We start from the raw sequence: 22250 nt of genomic DNA, 5'->3' as shown, positions 1-22250 counted from the left end.
CTTGCAACGACCCACTACCCGTGGGTCTTCTACCTTAGAAAAATAATCTTGTACATCCATAACTCAAAGATAAGCCTATTTTGATGCGGGTGCCCTGCAGGCTTATAAGCAAAATGCGTCTAGATAGAATACGAAAAGCGGCGTATCCTCGCACCGAAAGGTAAGAAGATACACCGCTTGCGTAGCGTAGAGCTCTCTCGTTGAGAGCCTACAATTATTGTTTATACAACTTACAAGTCGTCTTCAATAGCACCACTCTTGGAGTAAGCGCTAGGCTTAGCCTCGAAGAAGTCGGTCTTGATCAGGTTAGCATTACTATACTGAGATACCCAGTTCATACTTGGTGGTTCAGACTCATAGCCCTCGAAGAGCACCCCGAAGCCGAGGTTCTCACTACGTAGATTGGCTAGGTACTTGATGTAGTCGCTAACCATTTGTACTGTCAAGCCCTCGATTTGATCTCCGATGACATATTCACCCCAAGCAATTTCTTGTAGCGCACCTTCTTTGATCATGCCACGAAACGTTTCAATCGCTTCGGGAGTGAATAGCTGTGGTTCTTCCTTCTTGAGTTCTAAGATCATTGAGCGGAAGAGCCAAAGATGTGTATTTTCATCACGATTGATGTAGCGGATCTCCTGTACAGACCCCGGCATCTTACCATTGCGGCCAAGGTTGTAGAAGAACATAAAGCCAGAGTAGAAGTAAACCCCCTCTAGGATATAGTTCGCCACCATCGTCTTGAGTAGCTGCTGTGGGCTCTGATCTTCTTGGAACTCGTTGTAGATATCACCAATGAACTTATTGCGACGTAGCAGATGTTCATCGTCCTTCCATTGGTAGAGGATAGCCGAGCGCTCCTCAGGAGAGCAAATCGTATCGAGCATATAACTGTAGCTCTGCGAATGGACGGCTTCTTGGAAGGCTTGTATCGTCAAGCAGAGGTTAATCTCATTGGCTGTGATATACTCCGCTACGTTAGGTAGGTTGGCAGTTTGGATACTATCTAGGAAGATAAGGAAAGAGAGGATCTTATCGTAGGCCACCTTCTCGGCTTGAGATAGTTCTCTATAGTCTTTGACATCCTGACTGAGGTTGATTTCCTCGGGGATCCAAAAGTTATTCATCGCTTGGCGATACCAGTCCGACACCCAAGGGTACTTCATGTTGTTGAAGTCATTGAGGTTTGTCGTATTACCGTTGATCATACGACGCTTGCTGACATCGACATCACCATGCTCGTTGAAGAGCGCTTTTTTCTTTAATTCAGACATAATTGACGGTCTTTTAAGTGTATGTTGATAGTTTGAGAGAAATTATAATAGCCCTGCTCCCTATCTCATAAGCATTGTATTGCCTAGAAGATCGGAGCAGGTTTACTTTAGCTTGAGCAACTTGTACACTCTTCGACTTCGAGAGATCGGCTACGGATATAGTAGAGTGTCTTTACTCCACCCTCCCATGCTCTCAGATAGAGGTCTAGGATGCGACGGAAGCTATAGTCGTGTGTGATAAATAGATTGACAGACTGCGACTGATCCAAGTGACGCTGACGAACAGAAGCTGCATCTACGACCCACTCTTGGTCTATCTGATGGGCTGTCTTATAGAGCCAGAAGGTAGAATCGGAGAGCTGAGGTGCCACACGAGGAATGATATTACCCTTTTTCTCTTCTAGGAAGTAACGATTCATCACAGGGTCGATACCTGCCGTTGTGCCAGCGATGATAGAGGTCGAGCTAGTAGGTGCAATAGCTAATAGATAAGCGTTGCGCATTCCTCTGCGTGCAACATCCGATGACAGACGCTTCCACTCAGGCGACTCATATTTGCGCATACGAAAGTAGTCCCCTGTCTGCCAGTCACTACCCGGGAAGCGCAGGTAAGAGCCCTTCTCCTCGGCAAGGAGTGAGGATGCTTCGATGGATAGATAGTTGATGCGCTCGTAGAGCTTGTCCATAAACTCAAGGTGCTCTGGGCTCTCCCACTTGATACCCTTCTGGGCAAGCAGATGATGATACCCACTTGTCCCTAGGCCAATGGGGCGCATCTTCATATTCGTAATCTCGGCATAAGGGATTGGGTAGAAGTTCAGGTCTATCACATTGTCCAAAGCTCGAATAATGGTGTGAATTACCTCACGTAGTTCATCTTGATTGTCGGTATTTATATTGCCAAGCACTAGAGAGGCTAGGTTACATACTACGAAGTCGCCAGCCTCAGTCTCGGTCGTGATGATTTCCTTGCCGTTTTCTATGCGTACGGAAACCTTGACATCTTTGATTTCACTTTGGTTCTGAGCGATCTCAGTACATAGGTTGGAGCAATAGATGATACCTTGGTGTTTATTGGGATTGAGTCGATTGACCGTGTCTCGGTTGAAGATAAAGGGTGTACCAGTTTCTACGGCACTCTTAATAATCAATCGGATCATATCCTTGACCTTGATAGCGCGCTTACTGATGCGTGACTCATTAAGGCATTCTTGGTAGCGGCGCTCCCACTCCTCACCGTGGTAATCTTCTAGAGAGTATCCTTTGATAGCTAGTATCTCGTGCGGACACATCATATACCAATTGCCCTCAATATTCTCCTTGACCATACGCCAAAAGAGGTCGGGCACACAAACACCGGGGAAGACGTCGTGTGCCTTCATGCGGTCGTCCCCATTATTTGTGCGTATTTGTAGGAACTCTGGCATATCTCTATGCCAAATATCTAGATAGATGGCCACAGAGCCTTGGCGTACGCCCAGCTGATCCACGGCTACCGCCGTGTCGTTACAGAGCTTAATCCACTTGAGCACTCCACCAGCCACACCCTTGAAGCCTCTAATGTCAGACCCCACGGCGCGTACCTTACCCATGTAGATGCCCATGCCTCCGCCAAACTTAGAAACCTGAGCGAAGTTATCAATAGTACGATAAATACCAGTTAGACTATCTGGCATTACATCTTCGAAACAGCTGCTTAGTTGGCTCAATGGCTTGCGTGCATTGCTCATAGTGGGAGTGGCCATTGTTACCTTTAGGCTACTGATGATGTCATAGATCTTCTTAGCCCAGATAACTCGTGAGTCGCCCTCTGGGATAGCCAAATGCATGGCAATCCCCATAAACATTTCTTGTGGGCGCTCAAGCAACACGTGGTTATTGTCCGTGATTAGGTAGCGCTTAGATACTAGATGTAAACTACTATAGGTGAGTAAGTAATCCCTTGAGCTGTCCAAATAGCGGCCCAGTTCCTCAACTTCACTCTTGGTGTAATGCTCAAGGATGTAGCGGCCGTACAGATTCTGATCTGTCAGATAGGAGATCTTGCCGTAGAATGAATCTATGTATAGCTTCGCTTCCTCACGAGAGATACCACGCTCAATCTGCATAAGCAAGAGGCGAGAAGCGATAAACTCCCAATTAGGAGCCTCGGGTGTAATAAGCTCCACGGCCGCTTTGGTAAGTATTTCTAGTGTATCTGCCTGTTCCTTGTAGAAAGCTTGATACTTAGCATAGAGGAAATCTAGCGAATAAGCTTTGCTCTGGAAGCTAGCTTGAATGTCTTTGAGGAGGCTAATAATCTCTTGGTCCGAGATTGTTTGGCAGAATTTATTGATAACCTGGCGATACTCGGTACGCTTCTCACGATAGAGAATGTAGTTCTTGGCTACTCGATAGTATCCAGCAGCCATTAAGGCATTCTCAACCATATCTTGGATTGTTTCTACCTCTACCATCTCTCGATCGGCAAGTTCAGACTCTAGCTTTTTACATAGCTTGGCGATCTCTTTCTCAGGCATTTTCTCCCCTGAGGCAGTGAAGGCGCGACGTATGGCGTTGGAAACCTTAGATAGAGCGAAATCTTCCTCTGCCCTATCTCGTTTTATTATCCTCATAGTGCTTATATCTAAATGTTTATCTTTTATGCTTATGACAAAGCTCCATTGCTTATAGTTATTAGAATGGAGCCTTATTCGTCTCCAAAGTTACTCAAAAATACCCAACAATTCCTAGCCTCAGGATGAAGATTGCGCAAAAAAAGATTAATAAAAACATGGGCTTACTATACTATCTACTCAACACTACTTGCTATGGATGCCTGTAGATAACAGGATTGCGAGGAATGCTCAGTGGGAAGTAACGGACACCTCCTATTGATAGACAAAAGCTATCAGATGATGGGTGGCAATAATGAATAGATGAGTAGCCCCAAGAGAGCGGCTACACTGAGAACCAATAAAGGACTTTGCTTGTATCGATACACAGCGACGAAGCCCGCAACGAAGAGTACGAGGCTAATAACTAGTTGCAGAGGGGAAGTTTCCCACCTACCGAAGTTCTCGGGTGTCATCAAGATGAGGGCTGCTGCTGCGATTAGCCCTACGATTGTAGGACGAAGAGCACCAAAGAGGCTACGCATGAGAGGCTTATCCTTATGCCGAAGTAGGACAAAACTCAGAGCAATCATGAGCGTGAAAGGTAGCCAAACCACGCCTAGGGTTGCCACAAGTGAGCCGACAGCTCCTAGTAGAGGCGAGTAGCCTGCCTCTACTACAGAGGTGTAACCCACATAAGTGGCCGTGTTGATGCCGATGGGTCCCGGGGTCATCTGGCTTACCGCCACGATATCGGTGAACTCCTGTGCCGTGAGCCAGCCATGCTGCTGCACTACCTCGGCTTGTATGAGCGAGAGCATCGCATAGCCTCCTCCGAAATTCACAATTCCGATCTTGGTAAATACCCAGAATAGCTCTAGAAAAATCATCGTTTACTTCTGCTTTTGATGTTGCGCCCAAAGGCCGTAAGGCGTCCGTAGGTTAAACCAAGGAACGCAGCACACAGGATGATGTACACGGGCGAAACTCCAAACAGATAGATAAGACCAGCCGAGAGCACCGGGATCCACCATGTGTAACGATTGAGCTTGGCCGAACGAGCCATGGTGAAGACAGGCACTGCAATTAGAGCAACCACCACTGGACGAATGGCTCTGAAAGCATACTCGACCCAAATATTGTCCTGTACGTGACGAAAGCCAAAGGCTAAAGCTAGAATAATCAAAAAAGAAGGCAAGATATTGGCAATCGTAGCAACGATGCCAGAGGTTATCCCCCCGAGCTTATGCCCGATATGGCTAGACATATTTACGGCGAAAACCCCCGGGGCGGTCTGTGCCACAGCCATAATGTCCATAAACTCCTCTCGACTGATCCACCCTTTGCGATCGACCAGCTCACGCTCCATCATCGGAATCATCGCATAGCCACCACCAATGGTACCAATACCTATCTTAAAGAAGATACCGAATAACTCTCGATTAAGTCCCATAGTCCTTGAGAATTAGAATGTATGGTAACGTAGGGGCAGTGCCTCTCCAGTTTCTAGGCTCACCAGACTCGCCGTAAACATCCACTTGACTAGACGTGTCTCTGGCGTGCCGAAGCGATCTACAGGTAGCTTGACGAGCACCCTATTCCACCCTGCACGTAACTGTACGGGGATCGGTGGGCGAGCCGTCGCATTCTCATTGCCTAGAGGTATTTCCAGCGAGAGTTCGGTATGTACACTCGTCCACTTGGGAGCAGGGATAGATGTACCATTAATCCAAATCCGACTCTGCCGGTAGTCCCAATGGCCTAGAGGTGGCGGCAAATCGGGTTCGCTGCGACTATAATTCTGCGTTTCGAAGATTAGTCCAGCAGTTTGTGCCTTAGGGCTATGCACCCAAGCCATGGCGTAAGCGGTATGCTGCTCCTCGGGATGCCCATAGACACCCGGCATGATGCGCTCACCCCAAACGTGACGCAGGTAGAAGCCCGAGCCTTGATAGGATCTTGAGCCATAAGTTCGCCCCTCATAGGTATAGCTAGGTCTCTGTCTAGGGGGCGCGAGCCTACCAGAGCGTATATCACTGAGGTACTGCGTCTCTATCGGGAAGATCTTAGCAAGGTCTCCTTGGTTGGATATAGGATCGACGATTACCCAACTAGCTTGGGTCTGTGCCACGTAGGGGAAGGGCTCTTGGGCGAAGTAACGCCTTTTGTACCACAAGAGGCGACGCTCAAAATCGGCAAAAGCCTTGTAGAGAGGTAGCTCACGGCTCTCTAGAATGGAGCTTGCCCTATCGAAGTAGCCATAGCCACCCCCAACCCAAGCACGCTCGGCCAGAGCTAAGGTAGAGGCATAGAGATTATTTTGCGCCGTGATGCCTCGCTCGTCGGGGGCGAAACGATCATTCCAAATGGCAACGATTGCCCCTGCATGGTCGGGCGAACCCTCATCTTGACGAAGAATCCGGCTTCCGAAAAGCGCTATCGGGTCGGCAAAGAGGTCGTAGTGATTGAGGTAGTGCAGGCGGCTATCTATTGCAGGAATGCCGTGCTGTGCCTTGCCTCGATAGCTCCAGAGCTGTGTCATATCAATCTCGCCAGCCTTATACTGCCAACCCGGATTCCACGAGATTACCTTGCGGCCTAGGGAGCGAATGAAAGCCACCATCTCAGGGACAAACTCTGGATCTGTAAACTCTACCTCATCGGTACCTATATGTATGTAGGGGACGTCAAGGGTCTCTGCTACCTCACGCAGAAGGACCTTGAGTACTTCCTTCCCTTGTGGTGTCTGCATCCCAAATCCCATAGCTCGCTCAAAAGCTGAGCTATGTCCCGGCATATCTATCTCGGGAATTAGTAGGACCTCGTGCTGTTTGCACCACTGAACCAAATCTCTGGCTTCATTTAGTGTATAGAATCGTCCCGGCATACGCTCGGTAGCAGCGATACCATTGAGCTGGGGGTAGACCTTACTCTCTAGGCGCCATGCTTGATGCTCGGTTAGGTGCCAGTGAAAGACATTGATTTTGAAGCGAGCAAAGAGGGCAATCTGTTTTTTTAGCTCCTCCATGGAGATGTACGTCCGTCCCACATCGTGCATGAAGCCTCTGATACGCCACGAGGGCCAGTCCACGACTCGACAAGCTGAGAGAGCTTGCCCAGCAGTAGCATCTATCAGTTGTCTAAGCGTCTGTAGAGCTCGATAGGCTCCAGCTCCTGACGCAGCCTCAATAGCGATCCCTTTGGGGCTAATTACTAGACGATAGGCCTCTTCCTCATTGAGGAGTGCTTCATCAATATGCTCGACTAGTTTGATAGTTAGCTTAGTCGGATACATTGAGCCGACTTTGAAGAGCCTCTCCTGCATTAGCGCTACGGCTGTTTCGGCATGTACATCTGCCTCTATGGCAATAGTCTTCGACCTAAACTCCCCCTCTAGCTTAGTGTAGTACTTGGGGCTAGGCAGGAGGTATTGCTCCTGTTGGGCAGTGTGAGAAGGCTCGAACCCTAGTAGGAGTATCCCTAATAATATCCAAACTCGTGAGCTACTCATAGAGATCGGGGTATTTAGTCCTCGGTAACGAGGTTGTCAATGATGAAATTCTGCCGCTCGGGGGTATTCATACCCATATAGAAGTCGAGCAAGTGTTGCAGATTGTCCTCTTTTTTGAGCTTAATAGGGTCGAGCTTGATATGCTCCTCACTGATGAACTCCTTAAACTGCTCGGGCGAAATCTCCCCTAGCCCCTTGAATCGGGTTACTAGAGCCTTCTTACCCAGCCTCTGCAGAGCGGCCTGCTTCTCAGCCTCGTTGTAGCAGTAGATATTGGTTATCTGTGGCTCTTCTTCGCTCTCCGCCTTACGCTTACCACCTCGCTTCTTAGTGGCTGTAGCGGTCTTGTCGGCGAAGCTATCGCCTCGCTTAGCTTCTTTGGGTAGGAAGACACGGAAGAGTGGCGTCTCTAGAATATAGAGATGCCCACGGCGTACCAGCTCGGGGAAGAACTGCAAGAAGAAAGTCATAATCAGCAGACGAATGTGCATGCCATCGTCATCGGCATCGGTAGCGATGATGATGCGGTTGTAGCGTAGACCATCAAGACCATCTTCGATATTCAAGGCCGCTTGTAGCAGATTGAACTCTTCGTTCTCATAGACAATCTTCTTGTTTTTGCCGTAGCAGTTGAGCGGTTTACCTCGCAGACTAAAGACAGCTTGATACTTGGGATCTCGGCAGGTCGTAATAGAGCCACTGGCAGAGTTCCCCTCGGTGATGAAGAGGCTCGTGAGCTCTGGCTCCTTGGCCTTGGGGTCGTTGTAGTGAATGGTGCAGTCTCGTAGCTTCTTGTTGTGTAGACTAGCCTTCTTGGCACGCTCACGGGCAAGCTTGGCTACCCCACTCATCGACTTGCGTTCACGCTCATTATCCTGAATCTTTTGCAGTAGTGTGGTAGCATCTTCTGCGTGCTTGTGTAGATAATTGTCTAGTTCTCGGCTGAGAAAGTCGCTCAGAAACTTCTGAATGCTTGGTCCCTCGGGGCCCATATCCTTAGATCCTAGCTTCGTCTTCGTTTGGCTCTCGAAGACTGGTTCCTCGACCTTAATACTGATAGCAGCTACCATACCATTGCGAATATCGCTATACTCGAAGCCCTTGCCATAGAAATCTTTGATGACGCGAGCCACAACCTCTCGAAAAGCCGAGAGGTGCGTCCCTCCTTGGGTTGTATTCTGCCCATTGACAAAGCTATAGAACTCCTCGCCGTACTGATTGGCATGAGTGAGCACAATCTCGATGTCGTCCGCTCGGAAGTGGATAGGCGTATAGAGCGGCTCTCCCGTCATATTCTCATCAAGCAGGTCCACCAGTCCTCGCTTGGAGGTGTAGCGCTTGCCGTTGTAGACGATGCTCAGCCCCATATTGAGGAAAACGTAGTTTTTGACCATCGCCTCGACGTAGTCGTCTCTATAGCGATAGCCTTTGAAGATCTCGGGGTCTGGGCGGAAGCGCACCTCTGTGCCATTGATCACCTCACTGGGTGTCGATGGGCTCTCCTCAAGTAGCTTGGCGTGGCTATAGCGCACAGACTTGGTTTGCCCATCGCGCCATGCGGTTACTTGGCAGAGCACAGAGAGTGCATTGACTGCCTTAATCCCTACACCATTGAGCCCAACCGATTTCTTGAAGGCTTTGGAGTCGATCTTCCCCCCTGTATTCATGCGGCTGGTGGCATCGACTAGCTTGCCCAGAGGAATACCTCGGCCATAGTCACGCACACAGACCTCCCCCTCGGCGATCGTCAGCTCTATCTTCTTGCCGGCCCCCATGACGAACTCGTCGATCGAATTGTCGAGCACCTCCTTGAGCAGGACATAGATCCCGTCGTCGGCATGTGACCCATCACCGAGCTTGCCGATATACATACCGGGGCGGCGACGTATGTGTTCGTCCCACTCGAGAGTTTTGATGTCTGTATCGCTGTAGCTAACTGGCAATTCGTTCATGCTTAGTTTTTCTATCTATATTTTTAGTTTAAGCGCAAATATACCGAAAAAAGGCTATTACCTGAATACCCCCAAGACAGGGAGCGGCTTTGGTTGCTCCGAAAAAGCTAAGGCGGTGTGCTGAAAGGGAGCTTAACGCACCGCCTTGAGCGATAATTTATAATAATCCTAAGTTAGAGCCAATGGCTAAGCTCTATTCTTGAGCTTCGGTATTGGCTTGAATGAGCCAGCCAGAGTTCTGATACAGATTACTATTAGCTGCCGTCTTGTCTGGAGAAACTAGCTGCATCTCTAGCACGGGAAATGGAGCAATATATTGAGCCTGAATCTATTGATTAATGGAAATCATTTTGATAATCGAGATATCGTCCGATGTGAAAATTTAGGTGTCCAATTTATATTTTCGCTCACTTCTCGGAGTATTAATGGGAAAAGACAAGAGTAGCGAGGAGAAAAAGTATAAACTGCATATTTGCCTTCTAGCAAGCCTAGGATTGCATTCAACCTCGTTTGGGCTCCTCACCTCCGGCCACCCTTCAATACCCTCCTAAATCGCCTATTCTACAACAGACTGACAGTCATATATATAGCAGGATTATTGAAGTCGTTTTTATGTTATACTACCTCACTTCTTGGGTTTTCTTCCCATGAATCTTTTGAGATCAGTGGATATATCCTAGCATATCTGTCCTAGAATCCCTCCCAGTTAGTCCTTCAATTTCTCCAGAGGAACTCATCAGGCTTGGGGAATTGATTCTATTTGCGCTCAAAAGTGGCGCTATTCCTTTTACAATAATTAACCTTAAAGATGAAATAGTTATGGTAGATGTTGGACTTGCTGAGCTGACGCATGACCGAGAGGTCACGCTCATATTTTAACTATTTTTGCGGATCTCTAAGAGGTTTCGATAGTATAATTGAATAGATGTGTTGCTATCAGTAACTATAATCGAACTAGAATGCTAGCTAAATTTATCTTTCTTCTGCTGGGATTGTGTTGTGTCTTCATCGCCCAAGGTCAAATGTTATTCACAGAAAGTATGACAATGGCCATCGACAGCACCAAAACTATACAAGGGACTATCTCTCCTACTATAATACAGTAGAAACTACTCTCGACATTTCGTTCTAATAGCGATCCGAGGGGTATCGGGATAATTGAGTATCTTTGTGGAAATTTAGAGATTATGATTTGTCTTGGCCTCTGCATTATAGACTAGGACAGTCGGGTATCGTGCTCCTCTTACCTTGCTCGATAGTTGGTAAGTGGCCAATTCGTATTATATTTACACCATAGTGCTATTGGCAGTATAAATTGAGCGAATGAGGAGCACAGCCTCAGTAGGAAAATTGAACATGAACGTTTTAGAGTTAAGCGAACAAGAAATTATCAGGCGACAGAGCCTAGAAGAACTAAAGAATATCGGCATAAACCCCTACCCAGCCGAGGAGTTTGAGGTAACGGCATATAGCCAAGAAGTGCTTGATGCATTCGAAGACGGTGCCCCTAGGCGAGATGTTCGGATGGCTGGCCGTGTTATGGGCAAGCGTATCATGGGTAAAGCTTCGTTCTTGGAGCTACAAGACACGACAGGACGCATACAGATCTACATCAGTCGTGACGAGCTTTGCCCAGACGAAGACAAGACAGTGTATAATGCACTCATCAAAAAACTACTTGACTTCGGCGACTTCATCGGTGTAGAGGGGCATGTCTTCCGCACCCAAATGGGCGAAATCTCGATCCATGCCTCCAAGATTACTTTTTTGGCCAAGAGTCTGCGTCCTCTGCCCATCGTCAAGGTCAAGGACGGACAGACGTTCGATGCTTTCACCGATCCAGAGCAGCGCTACCGTATGCGCTATGTGGACTTGGCGGTCAATGAGCACATCAGAGATATATTCGTCAAGCGCACCAAGATCTTCAATGCAATGCGCACCTTCTTCAATGAGAGGGGCTACCTAGAGGTAGACACACCAGTGCTACAGCCCATACCCGGTGGTGCTGCGGCACGTCCTTTCATCACCCACCACAATACGCTCAATATGCCCCTATACCTACGTATTGCCAATGAGCTATACCTCAAAAGGCTGATCGTGGGTGGCTTTGATGGTGTGTATGAGTTTAGCCGCAACTTCCGCAACGAGGGTATGGACCGCACCCACAACCCCGAGTTTACGGCCATGGAGATCTACGTAGCATACAAGGACTACAACTGGATGATGAGCTTCACCGAGGAGCTACTCGAGTACATCTGTATGCAGGTACTCGGGACAACGAAGGTCAAGGTAGGCGATAGAGAGATTGACTTCAAGGCGCCTTACAAGCGCATCAGTATGTTCGATGCGATTAAAGAGCATACGGGCATCGACATCAGCCAGATGAACGAAGATGAGCTACGCCAAGCCTGTAAGCAAATCGGCGTGGAAGTAGACGAAACGATGGGTGTGGGTAAGATCATTGACGAGATATTTGGTGAGAAGTGTGAGGGCAACTATATTCAGCCAACCTTCATCACAGACTACCCCAAGGAGATGTCCCCTCTAACCAAGGAGCATCGCAGCAACCCTCGTCTAACCGAGCGCTTTGAGCTGATGGTCAATGGCAAGGAGATAGCTAACGCCTACAGCGAGCTCAACGACCCAATCGACCAAAGAGAGCGGTTTGAGGAGCAGCTTCGCCTCTCGGAGAAGGGAGATGACGAGGCGATGTACATCGACCACGACTTCCTGCGTGCTCTAGAGTATGGTATGCCTCCAACTAGTGGTATGGGGATCGGTATGGACCGCCTAGTGATGTTCCTCACAGGGCAAGAGAGCATCCAAGAGGTATTGTTTTTCCCTCAGATGCGCCCCGAGAAGGTTATTCAGAAAGACAAGGCAGAGGCCTTCGCCGAATACGGTGTCCCACCCGAATGGGTACCCGTACTGTACAAGGCAGGTTATCTGACAGTAGAGGCTATGCGCGCCGAAGAGAAGCCCGGTCGTATGCATCAGAGTCTCATGGATATTAAGAAGAAGTATAAGCTAGAGGAGCTCCCAACCATTAAGCTGGAGGATGTAAACTCTTGGTTACAATAAAGACACGAGGGCAACCTCAGCGCAATCGTAACCTATTATAGGGATATATAACAGCTATGAATCCAATAGGTAAGATCGGCATCATCGGTGGAGGTAGCTGGGCCACGGCTCTGGCCAAAATCGTTATGCGCACACAGCCACGCATATCGTGGTGTCTGCGTACCTCCAACCATGTCAAGGAGTTTAAGCGACTGGGGCACAATCCGAGCTACTTAACCTCCGTTCCTTTCCCCATTGATCGAATAGATTTCTTCACCGAGGGGGACGTCAATGATTTTGTTCGTTCATGCGACACGGTCATCTTGGCAGTCCCATCGCCGTACGTCAAGGGCTACCTCAAGCGTATTCGTAGTACACTGCTACGCACCAAGCTCGTCTTCAACGCCATCAAGGGTATGGTACCCGATGAGAATATGCTCATCTCGGACTATCTACAGACCGTCAAAGATGTACCACAAGCTCAGGTCGGGGTAATCTCTGGTCCTTGCCATGCCGAGGAAGTGGCTCGTGACAGACGCTCCTACCTTACCGCAGGCTGCTTCGACATAGAGAAAGCTAAGGCTATGAGCCAAGTACTGACCAATGACTTCGTCAATTGCGTTGTGAGCCGAGATGTGATCGGTATAGAGTACGCCTCGGTATTGAAGAATATCTATGCCATAGCAGCAGGGATTTGTAACGGTATGAACTATGGGGACAACTTCCAATCTGTCCTTATATCGAACGCCATCGCAGAGATGAGCAACTTCGTCAATTCGGTACACCTCTTGCGTAGAGATGTGACCGAGAGCGTCTATCTAGGCGACCTGCTCGTCACGGCCTACTCCAACCATAGTCGCAATCGCACCTTCGGGAATATGCTTGGCAAGGGATACAGCGTCAAGGCAGCACAAATGGAGATGAGTATGGTGGCTGAGGGGTACTATGGGGCTAAGTGTGTGTACGAGGTCAATCAGAGCTATCAAGTTAATATGCCCATTGCTCGCACTGTCTACGAGATACTCTACCAAGGTAAGAGGATTGAGGACGCAATAGAGAGCCTAAGCAAACGATTTAAGTAAAACAACGAACTTAAGAGTAATGAATCACGATACTAAGACGATCCGTTTGGATCTATCGGGCATCAGCAGTTTTGTGAGCGATGCCGAGCTAAAAGTATGGCATGACAAATGTCAGGGATATGTAGAAGCGCTACACCAAGGGACTGGGGCTGGGAGTGACTTCCTAGGCTGGATAGAACTGCCAATCCAAATCACAGAGGCCGACTTGGAGGAGATAGAGGTTGCTGCTAAGGCTCTAGCCGACCAATGCGACTACATAGTGAGTGTGGGCATAGGTGGTAGCTACCTCGGCACACGAGCCGTCCTAGAGGCTATGACTAGTAGCTTCGAGGCCTACAAGAGCCATCACAAGCACCCTCAGCTCCTATTCGCTGGGCACAATATCGGCGAGGACTACCTCTGGGAGCTATGCGACTTCCTTCGAGGCAAGCGCTTCGGCATCATTAATATCTCCAAGAGCGGTACGACGACGGAGCCAGCCATCGCATTCCGTGTCCTCAAAGCTCTACTGGAAGAACAAGTTGGTCGCCAAGGAGCCAGAGAGCGTATCCTAGCCGTTACAGACAAGGCCAAGGGGGCTCTGCGCACTTTGGCAGACAAGGAGGGCTACAAGACATTCGTTATCCCCGACGATATCGGTGGCCGCTTCTCTGTACTTACTCCCGTAGGCCTACTCCCTCTAGCTGCCGCTGGCATCAACATTAGAGCTCTCGTGGAGGGCGCCAGAGCTATGAAAGCAATGGTAGATAGCGGTGTGCCCACTGAATGTAATATCTCCGCTCTATATGCCGCCGCCCGTACGGCTCTGTATGTGAAGGGTAAGAAGATCGAGATCTTGGCCAACTACCACCCCAAAATGCACTATATAGGAGAGTGGTGGAAACAGCTCTATGGAGAGAGTGAGGGAAAAGACGGCAAGGGTATCTTCAACGCCTCTGTAGACCTCACCGCCGACCTACACTCTATGGGGCAGTGGATCCAAGAGGGAGAGCGTTCGATCTTCGAAACTGTTATCTCGGTGCTCAACTCAGACAGAGAGCTACGTATTCAGCCTGACAAAGAAGACCTAGACGGTCTCAACTATCTAGCAGGTAAGCGTATAGATGAGGTTAATAAGATGGCTGAGCTGGGCACACGTATGGCGCATATCGACGGAGGTGTCCCCAATATCCGCATCACACTACCCAAGCTCGATGAGTACTACATAGGTCAGCTCTTCTACTTCTTCGAGAAAGCTGTGGGTATTAGTGGTTATATGATTGGGGTTAATCCTTTTAATCAGCCGGGGGTAGAGGCATATAAGAAGAATATGTTTGCCCTACTCGAGAAACCGGGCTTTGAGGAAGCTACCAAAGCAATCAAGGAGCGCCTCTAAAAAACAAGACAATCAATGGAATACAACAATAAGCTAACCCCTATCGCTATGCCCGAGTACGGGCGTCATATCCAGAAGCTGGTGCAGTACTGCATGAGCATCGAGGATAGAGACAAGCGTAACCTATGTGCACGCAAGATCGTACGTACGATGAGTGGTCTATCGCCCGAGCGACGAGAAACCCCAGACTCCGATACGGTCTACTGGGATCACTTAGCCATCATCTCTGGCTTCAAGCTCGACATTGACTACCCCGAGGGAACAATCACCGAGGATAGAATGCTCGAGAAGCCCAAGCCTCTACCCTACATCAACAACCGCATCAAATTTCGTTACTATGGTCATATTATTGAGGGTATGATCAAGAAGGTATGCAAGATGGAGGTCGGTCGTGAACGTGCGATGCTTGAGTACTTCATCGCCACTCAGATGAAGCGTTCTTATATGACGTGGAATAGCGACACCGTAGATGATCTACAGATCTTCAAAGATCTCTTTGAGCTATCCGAGGGGGAGATCATGCTCACTCCTGAGAACTGCAAGCTCGTCATCAATCCCAATAGTATCGACCGAGGCGGCAAGCAGAAGGTTAGCAAGAAGCAACTTAAACAGCGTCGATAAGTTTTACACCAAACAACACCTGTATCAATGGCATCATACGTGATCGAGGGAGGCTACAGCCTCAGCGGAGAGATCCGACCACAGGGAGCCAAAAACGAAGCTCTGCAAATCATCTCTTCGGTACTTTTAACTCCCGAGGTAGTAACGATACACAACATTCCCAACATCCTAGATGTAAATAATCTGATCGAGCTACTGCGTCAGATGGGGGTGAAGGTAGCCAAGCTAGAAGAAGAGGGGAGCTATAGCTTCCAAGCCGACGAAGTCAATCTAGACTACTTGCAGAGCGAACAGTTCCTACAGAGGAGCCGTGCACTCAGAGGATCTATTATGACGGTTGGAGCTCTACTCGGGCGTTTCGGCTATGCTATTTTCCCTAAGCCCGGCGGCGACAAAATCGGTCGCCGTAGACTTGATACGCACCTCATCGGCTTCATGGAGCTTGGTGCTAGCTGTCAGTACGATGCACAGAAGCAGAGCTATATACTAGAGGGTAAGGCGCTCAAGGGGAAATACATGCTTCTAGACGAAGCCTCCGTCACGGGGACAGCCAACATATTGATGGCAGCCGTGATGGCAGAGGGTACGACCACGATCTACAACGCAGCCTGCGAGCCTTATCTGCAACAGCTAAGCAAGCTGCTCGTACGTATGGGGGCAAAGATCGAGGGCATAGGTTCCAACCGTCTGACGATTGAAGGCGTCAAGTATCTAGGCGGTGCAGAGCATAGTATGCTCCCAGATATGATTGAGATTGGTAGCTTCATCGGTATGGCTGCTATGACCAAGAGCGAGCTCCTCATCAAAGATGTAAGTATCCCCGACTTGGGGATTATCCCCTCGGCTTTTCGCCGTTTGGGTATTACAGTAGAGGAGCGTGGTGATGACTTGTATATTCCTAGGCATGACAAGGGGTATGAGATTGATACCTTTATGGACGGCTCGATCCTCACTATTGCCGACGCACCATGGCCGGGCCTTACACCGGATCTACTTAGCGTCTTCCTCGTGACAGCGACACAGGCTAGGGGCTGTGTCCTCATTCATCAGAAGATGTTTGAGAGTCGACTTTTCTTCGTAGATAAACTCATTGATATGGGGGCTCAGATTATGCTGTGCGATCCTCATAGAGCCACGGTTATTGGTCTTGGTCAGAAGCACAAGTTAAGGGCAGCCACAATGTCTTCGCCTGATATTCGTGCAGGGATTGCTCTGCTGATCGCTGCGATGAGTGCAGAGGGCACGAGCACGATACACAACATTGAGCAGATAGACCGAGGCTACCAAGATATCGCCGCTCGCCTAAATGCTCTCGGAGCTCGCATCACCCGCATCTAATCTGTTATGGAGTAGAAATAGTAGCTCCCAATCACCGAAGTAAAAGGGAGATAAGAGCATATCGAGCTCTCCACAATACTCTAGAGGCTACAGGACGCAGCAGAGAGGCGTTTGTGTAGCCTCTGCCACCGAGTGACCATTGCGTTTGGGCTAACCTCGAGGCAAGTACAGAAGCCTACGTGGTAAGGGAAACGAAGTGATGGGAATAATCCTTTTTTACCTATCTTTGAGCCAAGCAATCAGAAGATTATTTATTTAATAGGCTTATGACTACTTTTAGTTCGTTGGCTAAGCAAATATTTGCCGAAGCCATTGAGGTGTATTTACGTGAAGGGGGTATCGACATAGTGGCTCCCAACCCCTACCCTGTACGTACGATCGAGCACGATCTCTTCCGTAAGAATTGGATTGATCATGCCCAATGGGCACTCGAAGATATTATCCGTGACCCCGAGATTTACCCTGAAGAAGCACTACGCATCAAGCGCCGCATCGACAGGAGCAATCAAGATCGGACTGACTTGGTTGAGCTGATTGACAGCTTCTTCCTCGAGATGTACCAAGACGTCAAGCCTCAAAGCGGAGCTAAGATCAATACGGAGAGCCCTGCATGGGCCATAGATCGTCTATCCATACTCAAACTCAAGATATACTACATGGGTCAAGCTGAGGCTAATGCAGCAACGGAGGAGATCAAGCAGAAATGCGCTCAAAAGCTATCCGTGCTACGTGAGCAGGAGTTAGACCTATGTACTGCTATCGACGAATTGCTCGAAGATATTGGGGCGGGGCGTAAGTACATGAAGGTCTACAAGCAGATGAAGATGTACAATGACCCCCAACTAAACCCGATGCTCAAGGGGCAAAGTATCTAATTGCTCAAGTAAACACAGACACTCCCCAATCGTGGCGAAGTTCTTGATCGCTCGTCTATCAGCCATAGGAGATGTGGCGATGGCTATCCCTACTATATATGCTATAGCAAGATCCAACCCAGAGCACCAGTTCACGGTGCTTACTCAACCTTTCTTAACAACGATTATCGTCGAGCCTCCTCGGAACTTGGAGGCTATGGCCATAGATATCAAGCGTGAGGAGCGCAGGTTGCCGGGGCTACTCCGCTATGCTATTAGGCTTAGAGGTGAGGGGTTCGATGGTTTCATTGACTTACATGATGTCCTGAGAACTAAAATCCTACGTGGTATCGTCGGTTTCGGCAAAACTCGTGTCTGGCACCTGCGCAAACCAAGAGCTATGCGAGGGAAGCTATTAGCTCCACCTCCTACCAAAGAGCTAACGCCCCTGCCCAATATGCAGGAGCTATACATAGACACCCTAGTACGTGCTGGCCTACATCCTCCACTAGGGTTGATAGAGTCGATCAAAATAGAGAGTCCGCGTTACTGGAGTGCACTAGCTCGCTATCCAGAGCTAACTAAACCCCAAGGACTAATCCCTATTGGAGTGGCACCGTTCGCCTCTACCGACAGCAAGACCTACGACCTAGGCCTTATGGAGCAGGTCGTCGCTAAGCTAAACGATAGCGGACAATACTATGTATTCCTATTTGGAGGTAGAGGCAAAGAGGCCGATACCCTCTGCCAATGGGCAGAGCGATACCCTAGGGTCAAATCTTTAGCTGGTCAGCTAGAGCTAGCCGACGAGCTAGCCATCATGAGTCGCTTAGGAGCTATGCTCTCCATGGATAGCGCCAATGCACATCTAGCAGCTATGGTAGGTACTCGAGTGGTTTCCGTTTGGTGTGGTACACACCCCTACGTAGGGTTTATGGCCATGGGGCAGAAGTTTGAGGATTGCTTACAGACTAGTGAACTAGACTGCCGTCCGTGCTCTATCTTCGGCAAGGTGAAGCGTTGTTTGCACGGCGATATGCCATGTCGGAGAGCAATAACACCAGAGTATATTGCAGATCGAGTGGCCGCAGCCGCACAAGAGGAAACAAATAAAAGACAACATCAAACAATAAAATAGCAGAAGGTAAATGAGACTGCGCATTAACAAACTGATCAGTGATGCAGGGCTTGGCTCTCGTCGCGATGTAGAGGAATTCATCAAAGCAGGCCGTGTAAGGATTAACGGCAAGCGAGCTAGACTGGGAGATATGGTAGAGCCGACAGATGTTGTTCTCTTCGATGAAGTCGATCTACCCGTCAAAGACCTCATTCGAGAGCATGCATCATTAGAGAAGCTACAAGCCAGAGAACGAGAGCAGCAGGGACGCCCACGCACCAAAGACAAAGCGGCCGAGCGTGCCGAGAGCCAGCGCATCAAGGCGTCGCCCAAAAGTGCAGCTTTACGCAAGACTAGCAAGAATAATCCCGAGAATAAACGCCTAGCTCGCCTACGTCGTGAGCGCATGGAGGAGGACGAGGATCTAGGACTATACCAAGTTCGCCACAAGAACCCCTACAAAGAACAGGCACGTCCAAGCAAATTTGGTCGTCATAGACATCACCACGACGACTAATGAATACCTCCTTTTCGACTAGAGAAAAGGAAGTTTACAAATATGATTTATAGAAATAGTAACCCCCAATAAATGATTGTATATATAGTACGCCATACATCCGTTGTCCTAGATGGCAACGAGATATGCTATGGCTTCACAGACATAGCCCTACGTGATACATTCGAGCAGGAAGCTGCCGTAACCAAGTCCAAACTTCATGGTTTATCTTTCGATGAAGTTTTCACCAGCCCGCTCTCTCGTGCAAGTAAACTCGCCGATTTTTGCGGACACCCCGATGCCGAGCGAGATGATAGACTCAAGGAGATGAACTTCGGAGAGTGGGAGCTTCGCCCATGGGCTGACATCATCGTGGGGCAGTCTACCGAGGAGTTTTTCCTAGAGTACATCACTAAACCTGCTCCCGGCGGAGAGTCCCAGCTGATGCAATACGAGCGAGTATGCGACTTTATCCTAGAGAAGCAGGCGGAGGGACTAGACCAAATCTTAGTTTTCTGCCACGGAGGTGTGATTAACTGTGCCAAGACTATGGCTGGTCTGTGCGATCTAAACGAAGCCTTCGCTACGATACCTGACTTCGGCTCAGTGACACGCCTTGAGTTCTGAACTAAAGGCCTAGGTCGGAGGTTGATTAACTGAAACGGTTTAACTATTTACACAAATTATAGAATTATGAAGTTTACACAAGCAATGCAGGACGCTATCAATGCACAGATCAAACTTGAGATGTGGTCGGCTAACCTGTACCTATCTATGGCGATGCATTTCGCCAAGAACGGCCTAGACGGCTTTGCACACTGGTATAAGAAGCAATCTGAAGAAGAGCTTACTCATGCTTATGATATGATGAACTACATCGTCCTACGTGGTGGTGAAGTAAAGATCGAAGCGATCCCAGAGGTAGAGAACAACTTCGGCAGCTATCTCTCTATCGTGGAGAAAGCATACGAGCACGAATGCCTCGTATCGGAAAAGATTGAAGAAATGGTGCGTATCGCAAGCGCCGAAAAAGATATGGCTTCGCAAGATTTCTTCTGGAAGTACATTCGTGAGCAGGTAGAAGAAGAAGCTACAGCATCTGGTCTTGTCGATCGTGTACGTATGGCAGAGGGGCATGCTATTATCTTCCTAGATAAGGAGCTAGCTAGCAGAAAATAGGCGCCTCGCCACTTCCCTACTCCTCATTGAAGAGTAAACAGAATCGGACGTCCCCACACAAAGGTAGGACGTCCGATTTTTATTTAACCTTTTGCTGCTCCAACTTATTGTACCTCTATGGAGTTTATAAGGAAATTACTTACCTTTGCTATGCTCATTTTTTCAGATGGGGCGTATAGCATAGATAGACATTAACTAAATAGCATATTATGGACTCAAAAATTCAAGAACTGACCGCTAAGATCTATAACGAGGGTGTACAGAAAGGCAACGAAGAAGCCGCTAAAATACTCGCAGAGGCTAAGCAAAAGGCTCAAGAGATAGAGGCTCAGGCACGCCAGCAGGCTGAAGAAATCCTACGCAATACGGAGAAACGCACACAAGAGCTCCGCCAAAATACAGAAGGCGAACTCAAACTCTATGCAGGCCAAATGGTAGAGTCCGTAAAGTCCACTCTGCTAGACAAACTGAACGGTGAGATCGCCTCATCAAGCGTTCGTGCAGCCATGGCAGACCCAGCTTTCATGCAAAAGGTAATTCTTGAACTAGTCAAAGGCTTCGACCTAAACAAGGGAGTAGTGATCGAAACAGCACAAGCCGCCGAGCTAAAGGCTTATTTCGCCTCCACTGCCAAGGGTATCCTAGAGCAGGGATTAGAAATCAAGAGCGTTGCTGGCAAACCCACAGACTTCGTGCTAAAGCCTGCCGATGGTGCCTTCAAGATCCAGATTGGTGAGGCCGAGTTCGTCGAACTATTCAAAAACTTCCTGCGTCCTCAGTTAGCCGAGATGCTATTTTAAGTCGATATATAACCACCATAAATAGCATCGCTAATGGGTAAATACTACGCTTTGGTAGCAGGACTGCCTGTGCTATCAGCAGACGGCCAGAAGCTACCCTACGAGCAAGAGGAGTTCTATCTAGAGCTACAAGACGTCCTAAGCTCCAAGGATAAGGAGCTACTAGAGTGGCTTCACCTAGAGGACGCCAATAGGGAGCTACTACGCTTGCACCAAGAGGAGCTACTGCTCGTCGAGCAGAAGCAGGACGAGGACACCGAGCAGATAGATACGTTGCTACCCCTCGAGGAACTACGTCATATCGCCCGTACTGCAGCCGCAGGCGGAAAAGCTGGCAGAAGTAAGCAGGTACCTAACTATATGCGCCAGTTTGTGCACGAACTCTACTACGAGCCTCAAGACGAGGACGAAGCCGAAAATCTAAAGAAAAGCCCTCTCTCTGCCGAGGATCGGCTTGCTCAGCTCTACTATGCTGAGGCGAGCAAGTCGAGCAACCAGTACCTAGCCGACTGGTTTAGGCTCAATCAAACAATTCGCAACGTCATGGCTGTCTACACGTGCCGCCGTCTTGGCTGGCCAGTAGACCAATTTGTTGTGGGCAACAGCCATATCGAGGAGCAGCTACGCACTTCTCGAGCCAAAGACTTTGAGCTTGGGGAGGAAGTGCCCTATATGCCACAAATCATTCAGGCTGCCGAGGAGGAAGATATTACTCGCCGCGAGCGCATGATTGACATGCTCAAGTGGCGCTGGCTCGATGACGAAACGTTCGTCAAGGTTTTCGACATAGAGAACGTGCTCAGCTACTACATACGCCTCGGGATCATCGAGCGCTGGCTCAAGCTAGACGAGAAGCAGGGCGAAACTCGCTTCCGTAGTATCGTCATGGGACTCAAGGCCGAGAGTAATGCCTCGCTCGACGAGTTTCGCCGTAGCACCAAGAAGTAAGCAGCAAGTACCTAGAGAGCTCGATCGGTTATGAGCTATGACCTAATCG

General features: G+C 48.9%; 18 protein-coding genes. 12 read left to right on the top strand and 6 right to left on the bottom strand.

Annotated elements, in window-relative coordinates; genetic code table 11:
- Positions 1-230: 230 nt before the first annotated feature.
- The 6 genes from HQ41_RS04130 to HQ41_RS04105 form a co-directional block, all read right to left on the bottom strand.
- The gene (locus HQ41_RS04130) at positions 231-1274 is read right to left on the bottom strand and encodes a ribonucleotide-diphosphate reductase subunit beta (RefSeq protein WP_044188300.1); all 1044 of its coding nucleotides are present in this window, start codon (positions 1272-1274) and stop codon (positions 231-233) included.
- Between the two features lie 107 nt (positions 1275-1381).
- Positions 1382-3889 carry a ribonucleoside-diphosphate reductase subunit alpha gene (locus HQ41_RS04125; RefSeq protein ID WP_044188297.1) on the bottom strand — a complete coding sequence of 836 codons (2508 nt, stop codon included), beginning with the start codon at positions 3887-3889 and terminating at the stop codon, positions 1382-1384.
- A 275-nt stretch (positions 3890-4164) separates the two neighbouring features.
- On the bottom strand, positions 4165-4758 hold the full coding sequence (locus HQ41_RS04120; RefSeq protein ID WP_044188294.1) for a chromate transporter: 594 nt from the start codon (positions 4756-4758) through the stop codon (positions 4165-4167).
- A complete protein-coding gene (locus HQ41_RS04115) occupies positions 4755-5321 on the bottom strand; it encodes a chromate transporter (protein ID WP_044188289.1) in 567 nt (188 codons plus the stop codon). Before HQ41_RS04115 ends, HQ41_RS04120 begins: the two co-directional genes overlap by 4 nt.
- Before the next feature lie 12 nt (positions 5322-5333).
- Positions 5334-7379 carry a family 20 glycosylhydrolase gene (locus HQ41_RS04110; protein ID WP_044188287.1) on the bottom strand — a complete coding sequence of 682 codons (2046 nt, stop codon included), beginning with the start codon at positions 7377-7379 and terminating at the stop codon, positions 5334-5336.
- A gap of 14 nt (positions 7380-7393) precedes the next feature.
- Positions 7394-9331 carry a DNA topoisomerase IV subunit B gene (locus HQ41_RS04105; RefSeq protein WP_044188284.1) on the bottom strand — a complete coding sequence of 646 codons (1938 nt, stop codon included), beginning with the start codon at positions 9329-9331 and terminating at the stop codon, positions 7394-7396.
- A 1356-nt stretch (positions 9332-10687) separates the two neighbouring features.
- Between HQ41_RS04105 and lysS the strand changes: the two genes are divergently transcribed.
- The 12 genes from lysS to HQ41_RS04045 all read left to right on the top strand — a co-directional run bounded on the left by lysS (position 10688) and on the right by HQ41_RS04045 (position 22201).
- The gene (gene lysS / locus HQ41_RS04100; protein WP_044188281.1) at positions 10688-12412 is read left to right on the top strand and encodes a lysine--tRNA ligase; all 1725 of its coding nucleotides are present in this window, start codon (positions 10688-10690) and stop codon (positions 12410-12412) included.
- Between the two features lie 56 nt (positions 12413-12468).
- On the top strand, positions 12469-13473 hold the full coding sequence (locus HQ41_RS04095) for an NAD(P)H-dependent glycerol-3-phosphate dehydrogenase (RefSeq protein WP_044188279.1): 1005 nt from the start codon (positions 12469-12471) through the stop codon (positions 13471-13473).
- A gap of 19 nt (positions 13474-13492) precedes the next feature.
- Positions 13493-14848 (top strand): glucose-6-phosphate isomerase, encoded by a 1356-nt coding sequence (locus HQ41_RS04090; RefSeq protein ID WP_052405277.1) that lies wholly within the window; start codon positions 13493-13495, stop codon positions 14846-14848.
- 15 nt (positions 14849-14863) lie between these two features.
- On the top strand, positions 14864-15469 hold the full coding sequence (locus HQ41_RS04085) for a DUF4290 domain-containing protein (protein WP_044188276.1): 606 nt from the start codon (positions 14864-14866) through the stop codon (positions 15467-15469).
- Between the two features lie 27 nt (positions 15470-15496).
- On the top strand, positions 15497-16807 hold the full coding sequence (gene murA / locus HQ41_RS04080) for a UDP-N-acetylglucosamine 1-carboxyvinyltransferase (protein ID WP_044188274.1): 1311 nt from the start codon (positions 15497-15499) through the stop codon (positions 16805-16807).
- 266 nt (positions 16808-17073) lie between these two features.
- The gene (locus HQ41_RS04075) at positions 17074-17682 is read left to right on the top strand and encodes a DUF4254 domain-containing protein (RefSeq protein ID WP_052405276.1); all 609 of its coding nucleotides are present in this window, start codon (positions 17074-17076) and stop codon (positions 17680-17682) included.
- A 31-nt stretch (positions 17683-17713) separates the two neighbouring features.
- Entirely contained in the window at positions 17714-18799 is a 1086-nt protein-coding gene (locus tag HQ41_RS04070) for a glycosyltransferase family 9 protein (protein ID WP_044188271.1), read from the top strand.
- A gap of 10 nt (positions 18800-18809) precedes the next feature.
- Entirely contained in the window at positions 18810-19295 is a 486-nt protein-coding gene (locus HQ41_RS04065; protein ID WP_044188269.1) for a S4 domain-containing protein, read from the top strand.
- Between the two features lie 72 nt (positions 19296-19367).
- Positions 19368-19901, top strand: a complete 534-nt coding sequence (locus HQ41_RS04060; RefSeq protein WP_044188267.1) for a histidine phosphatase family protein — start codon at positions 19368-19370, stop codon at positions 19899-19901.
- A gap of 66 nt (positions 19902-19967) precedes the next feature.
- Entirely contained in the window at positions 19968-20453 is a 486-nt protein-coding gene (locus tag HQ41_RS04055) for a ferritin (RefSeq protein WP_044188264.1), read from the top strand.
- 209 nt (positions 20454-20662) lie between these two features.
- Positions 20663-21253, top strand: coding sequence for an ATP synthase subunit E (locus HQ41_RS04050; protein WP_044188261.1), 591 nt, complete (start codon positions 20663-20665; stop codon positions 21251-21253).
- A gap of 33 nt (positions 21254-21286) precedes the next feature.
- Entirely contained in the window at positions 21287-22201 is a 915-nt protein-coding gene (locus HQ41_RS04045; RefSeq protein ID WP_044188258.1) for a DUF2764 family protein, read from the top strand.
- Positions 22202-22250 lie beyond the last annotated feature (49 nt).

Source organism: Porphyromonas sp. COT-290 OH860 (assembly GCF_000768935.1).
Lineage (GTDB): Bacteria > Bacteroidota > Bacteroidia > Bacteroidales > Porphyromonadaceae > Porphyromonas.
The sequence above is the reverse complement of the archived record's forward strand: the minus strand, read 5'-3'. Positions and strand labels throughout refer to the sequence as shown.

Bases quoted from the DNA above. Each gene is read 5' to 3' on its own strand.
- HQ41_RS04130 (WP_044188300.1), bottom strand. From the start codon at position 1,274: ATGTCTGAATTAAAGAAAAAAGCGCTCTTCAACGAGCATGGTGATGTC.
- HQ41_RS04125 (WP_044188297.1), bottom strand. From the start codon at position 3,889: ATGAGGATAATAAAACGAGATAGGGCAGAGGAAGATTTCGCTCTATCT.
- HQ41_RS04120 (WP_044188294.1), bottom strand. From the start codon at position 4,758: ATGATTTTTCTAGAGCTATTCTGGGTATTTACCAAGATCGGAATTGTG.
- HQ41_RS04115 (WP_044188289.1), bottom strand. From the start codon at position 5,321: ATGGGACTTAATCGAGAGTTATTCGGTATCTTCTTTAAGATAGGTATT.
- HQ41_RS04110 (WP_044188287.1), bottom strand. From the start codon at position 7,379: ATGAGTAGCTCACGAGTTTGGATATTATTAGGGATACTCCTACTAGGG.
- HQ41_RS04105 (WP_044188284.1), bottom strand. From the start codon at position 9,331: ATGAACGAATTGCCAGTTAGCTACAGCGATACAGACATCAAAACTCTC.
- lysS (WP_044188281.1), top strand. From the start codon at position 10,688: ATGAACGTTTTAGAGTTAAGCGAACAAGAAATTATCAGGCGACAGAGC.
- HQ41_RS04095 (WP_044188279.1), top strand. From the start codon at position 12,469: ATGAATCCAATAGGTAAGATCGGCATCATCGGTGGAGGTAGCTGGGCC.
- HQ41_RS04090 (WP_052405277.1), top strand. From the start codon at position 13,493: ATGAATCACGATACTAAGACGATCCGTTTGGATCTATCGGGCATCAGC.
- HQ41_RS04085 (WP_044188276.1), top strand. From the start codon at position 14,864: ATGGAATACAACAATAAGCTAACCCCTATCGCTATGCCCGAGTACGGG.
- murA (WP_044188274.1), top strand. From the start codon at position 15,497: ATGGCATCATACGTGATCGAGGGAGGCTACAGCCTCAGCGGAGAGATC.
- HQ41_RS04075 (WP_052405276.1), top strand. From the start codon at position 17,074: ATGACTACTTTTAGTTCGTTGGCTAAGCAAATATTTGCCGAAGCCATT.
- HQ41_RS04065 (WP_044188269.1), top strand. From the start codon at position 18,810: ATGAGACTGCGCATTAACAAACTGATCAGTGATGCAGGGCTTGGCTCT.
- HQ41_RS04060 (WP_044188267.1), top strand. From the start codon at position 19,368: ATGATTGTATATATAGTACGCCATACATCCGTTGTCCTAGATGGCAAC.
- HQ41_RS04055 (WP_044188264.1), top strand. From the start codon at position 19,968: ATGAAGTTTACACAAGCAATGCAGGACGCTATCAATGCACAGATCAAA.
- HQ41_RS04050 (WP_044188261.1), top strand. From the start codon at position 20,663: ATGGACTCAAAAATTCAAGAACTGACCGCTAAGATCTATAACGAGGGT.
- HQ41_RS04045 (WP_044188258.1), top strand. From the start codon at position 21,287: ATGGGTAAATACTACGCTTTGGTAGCAGGACTGCCTGTGCTATCAGCA.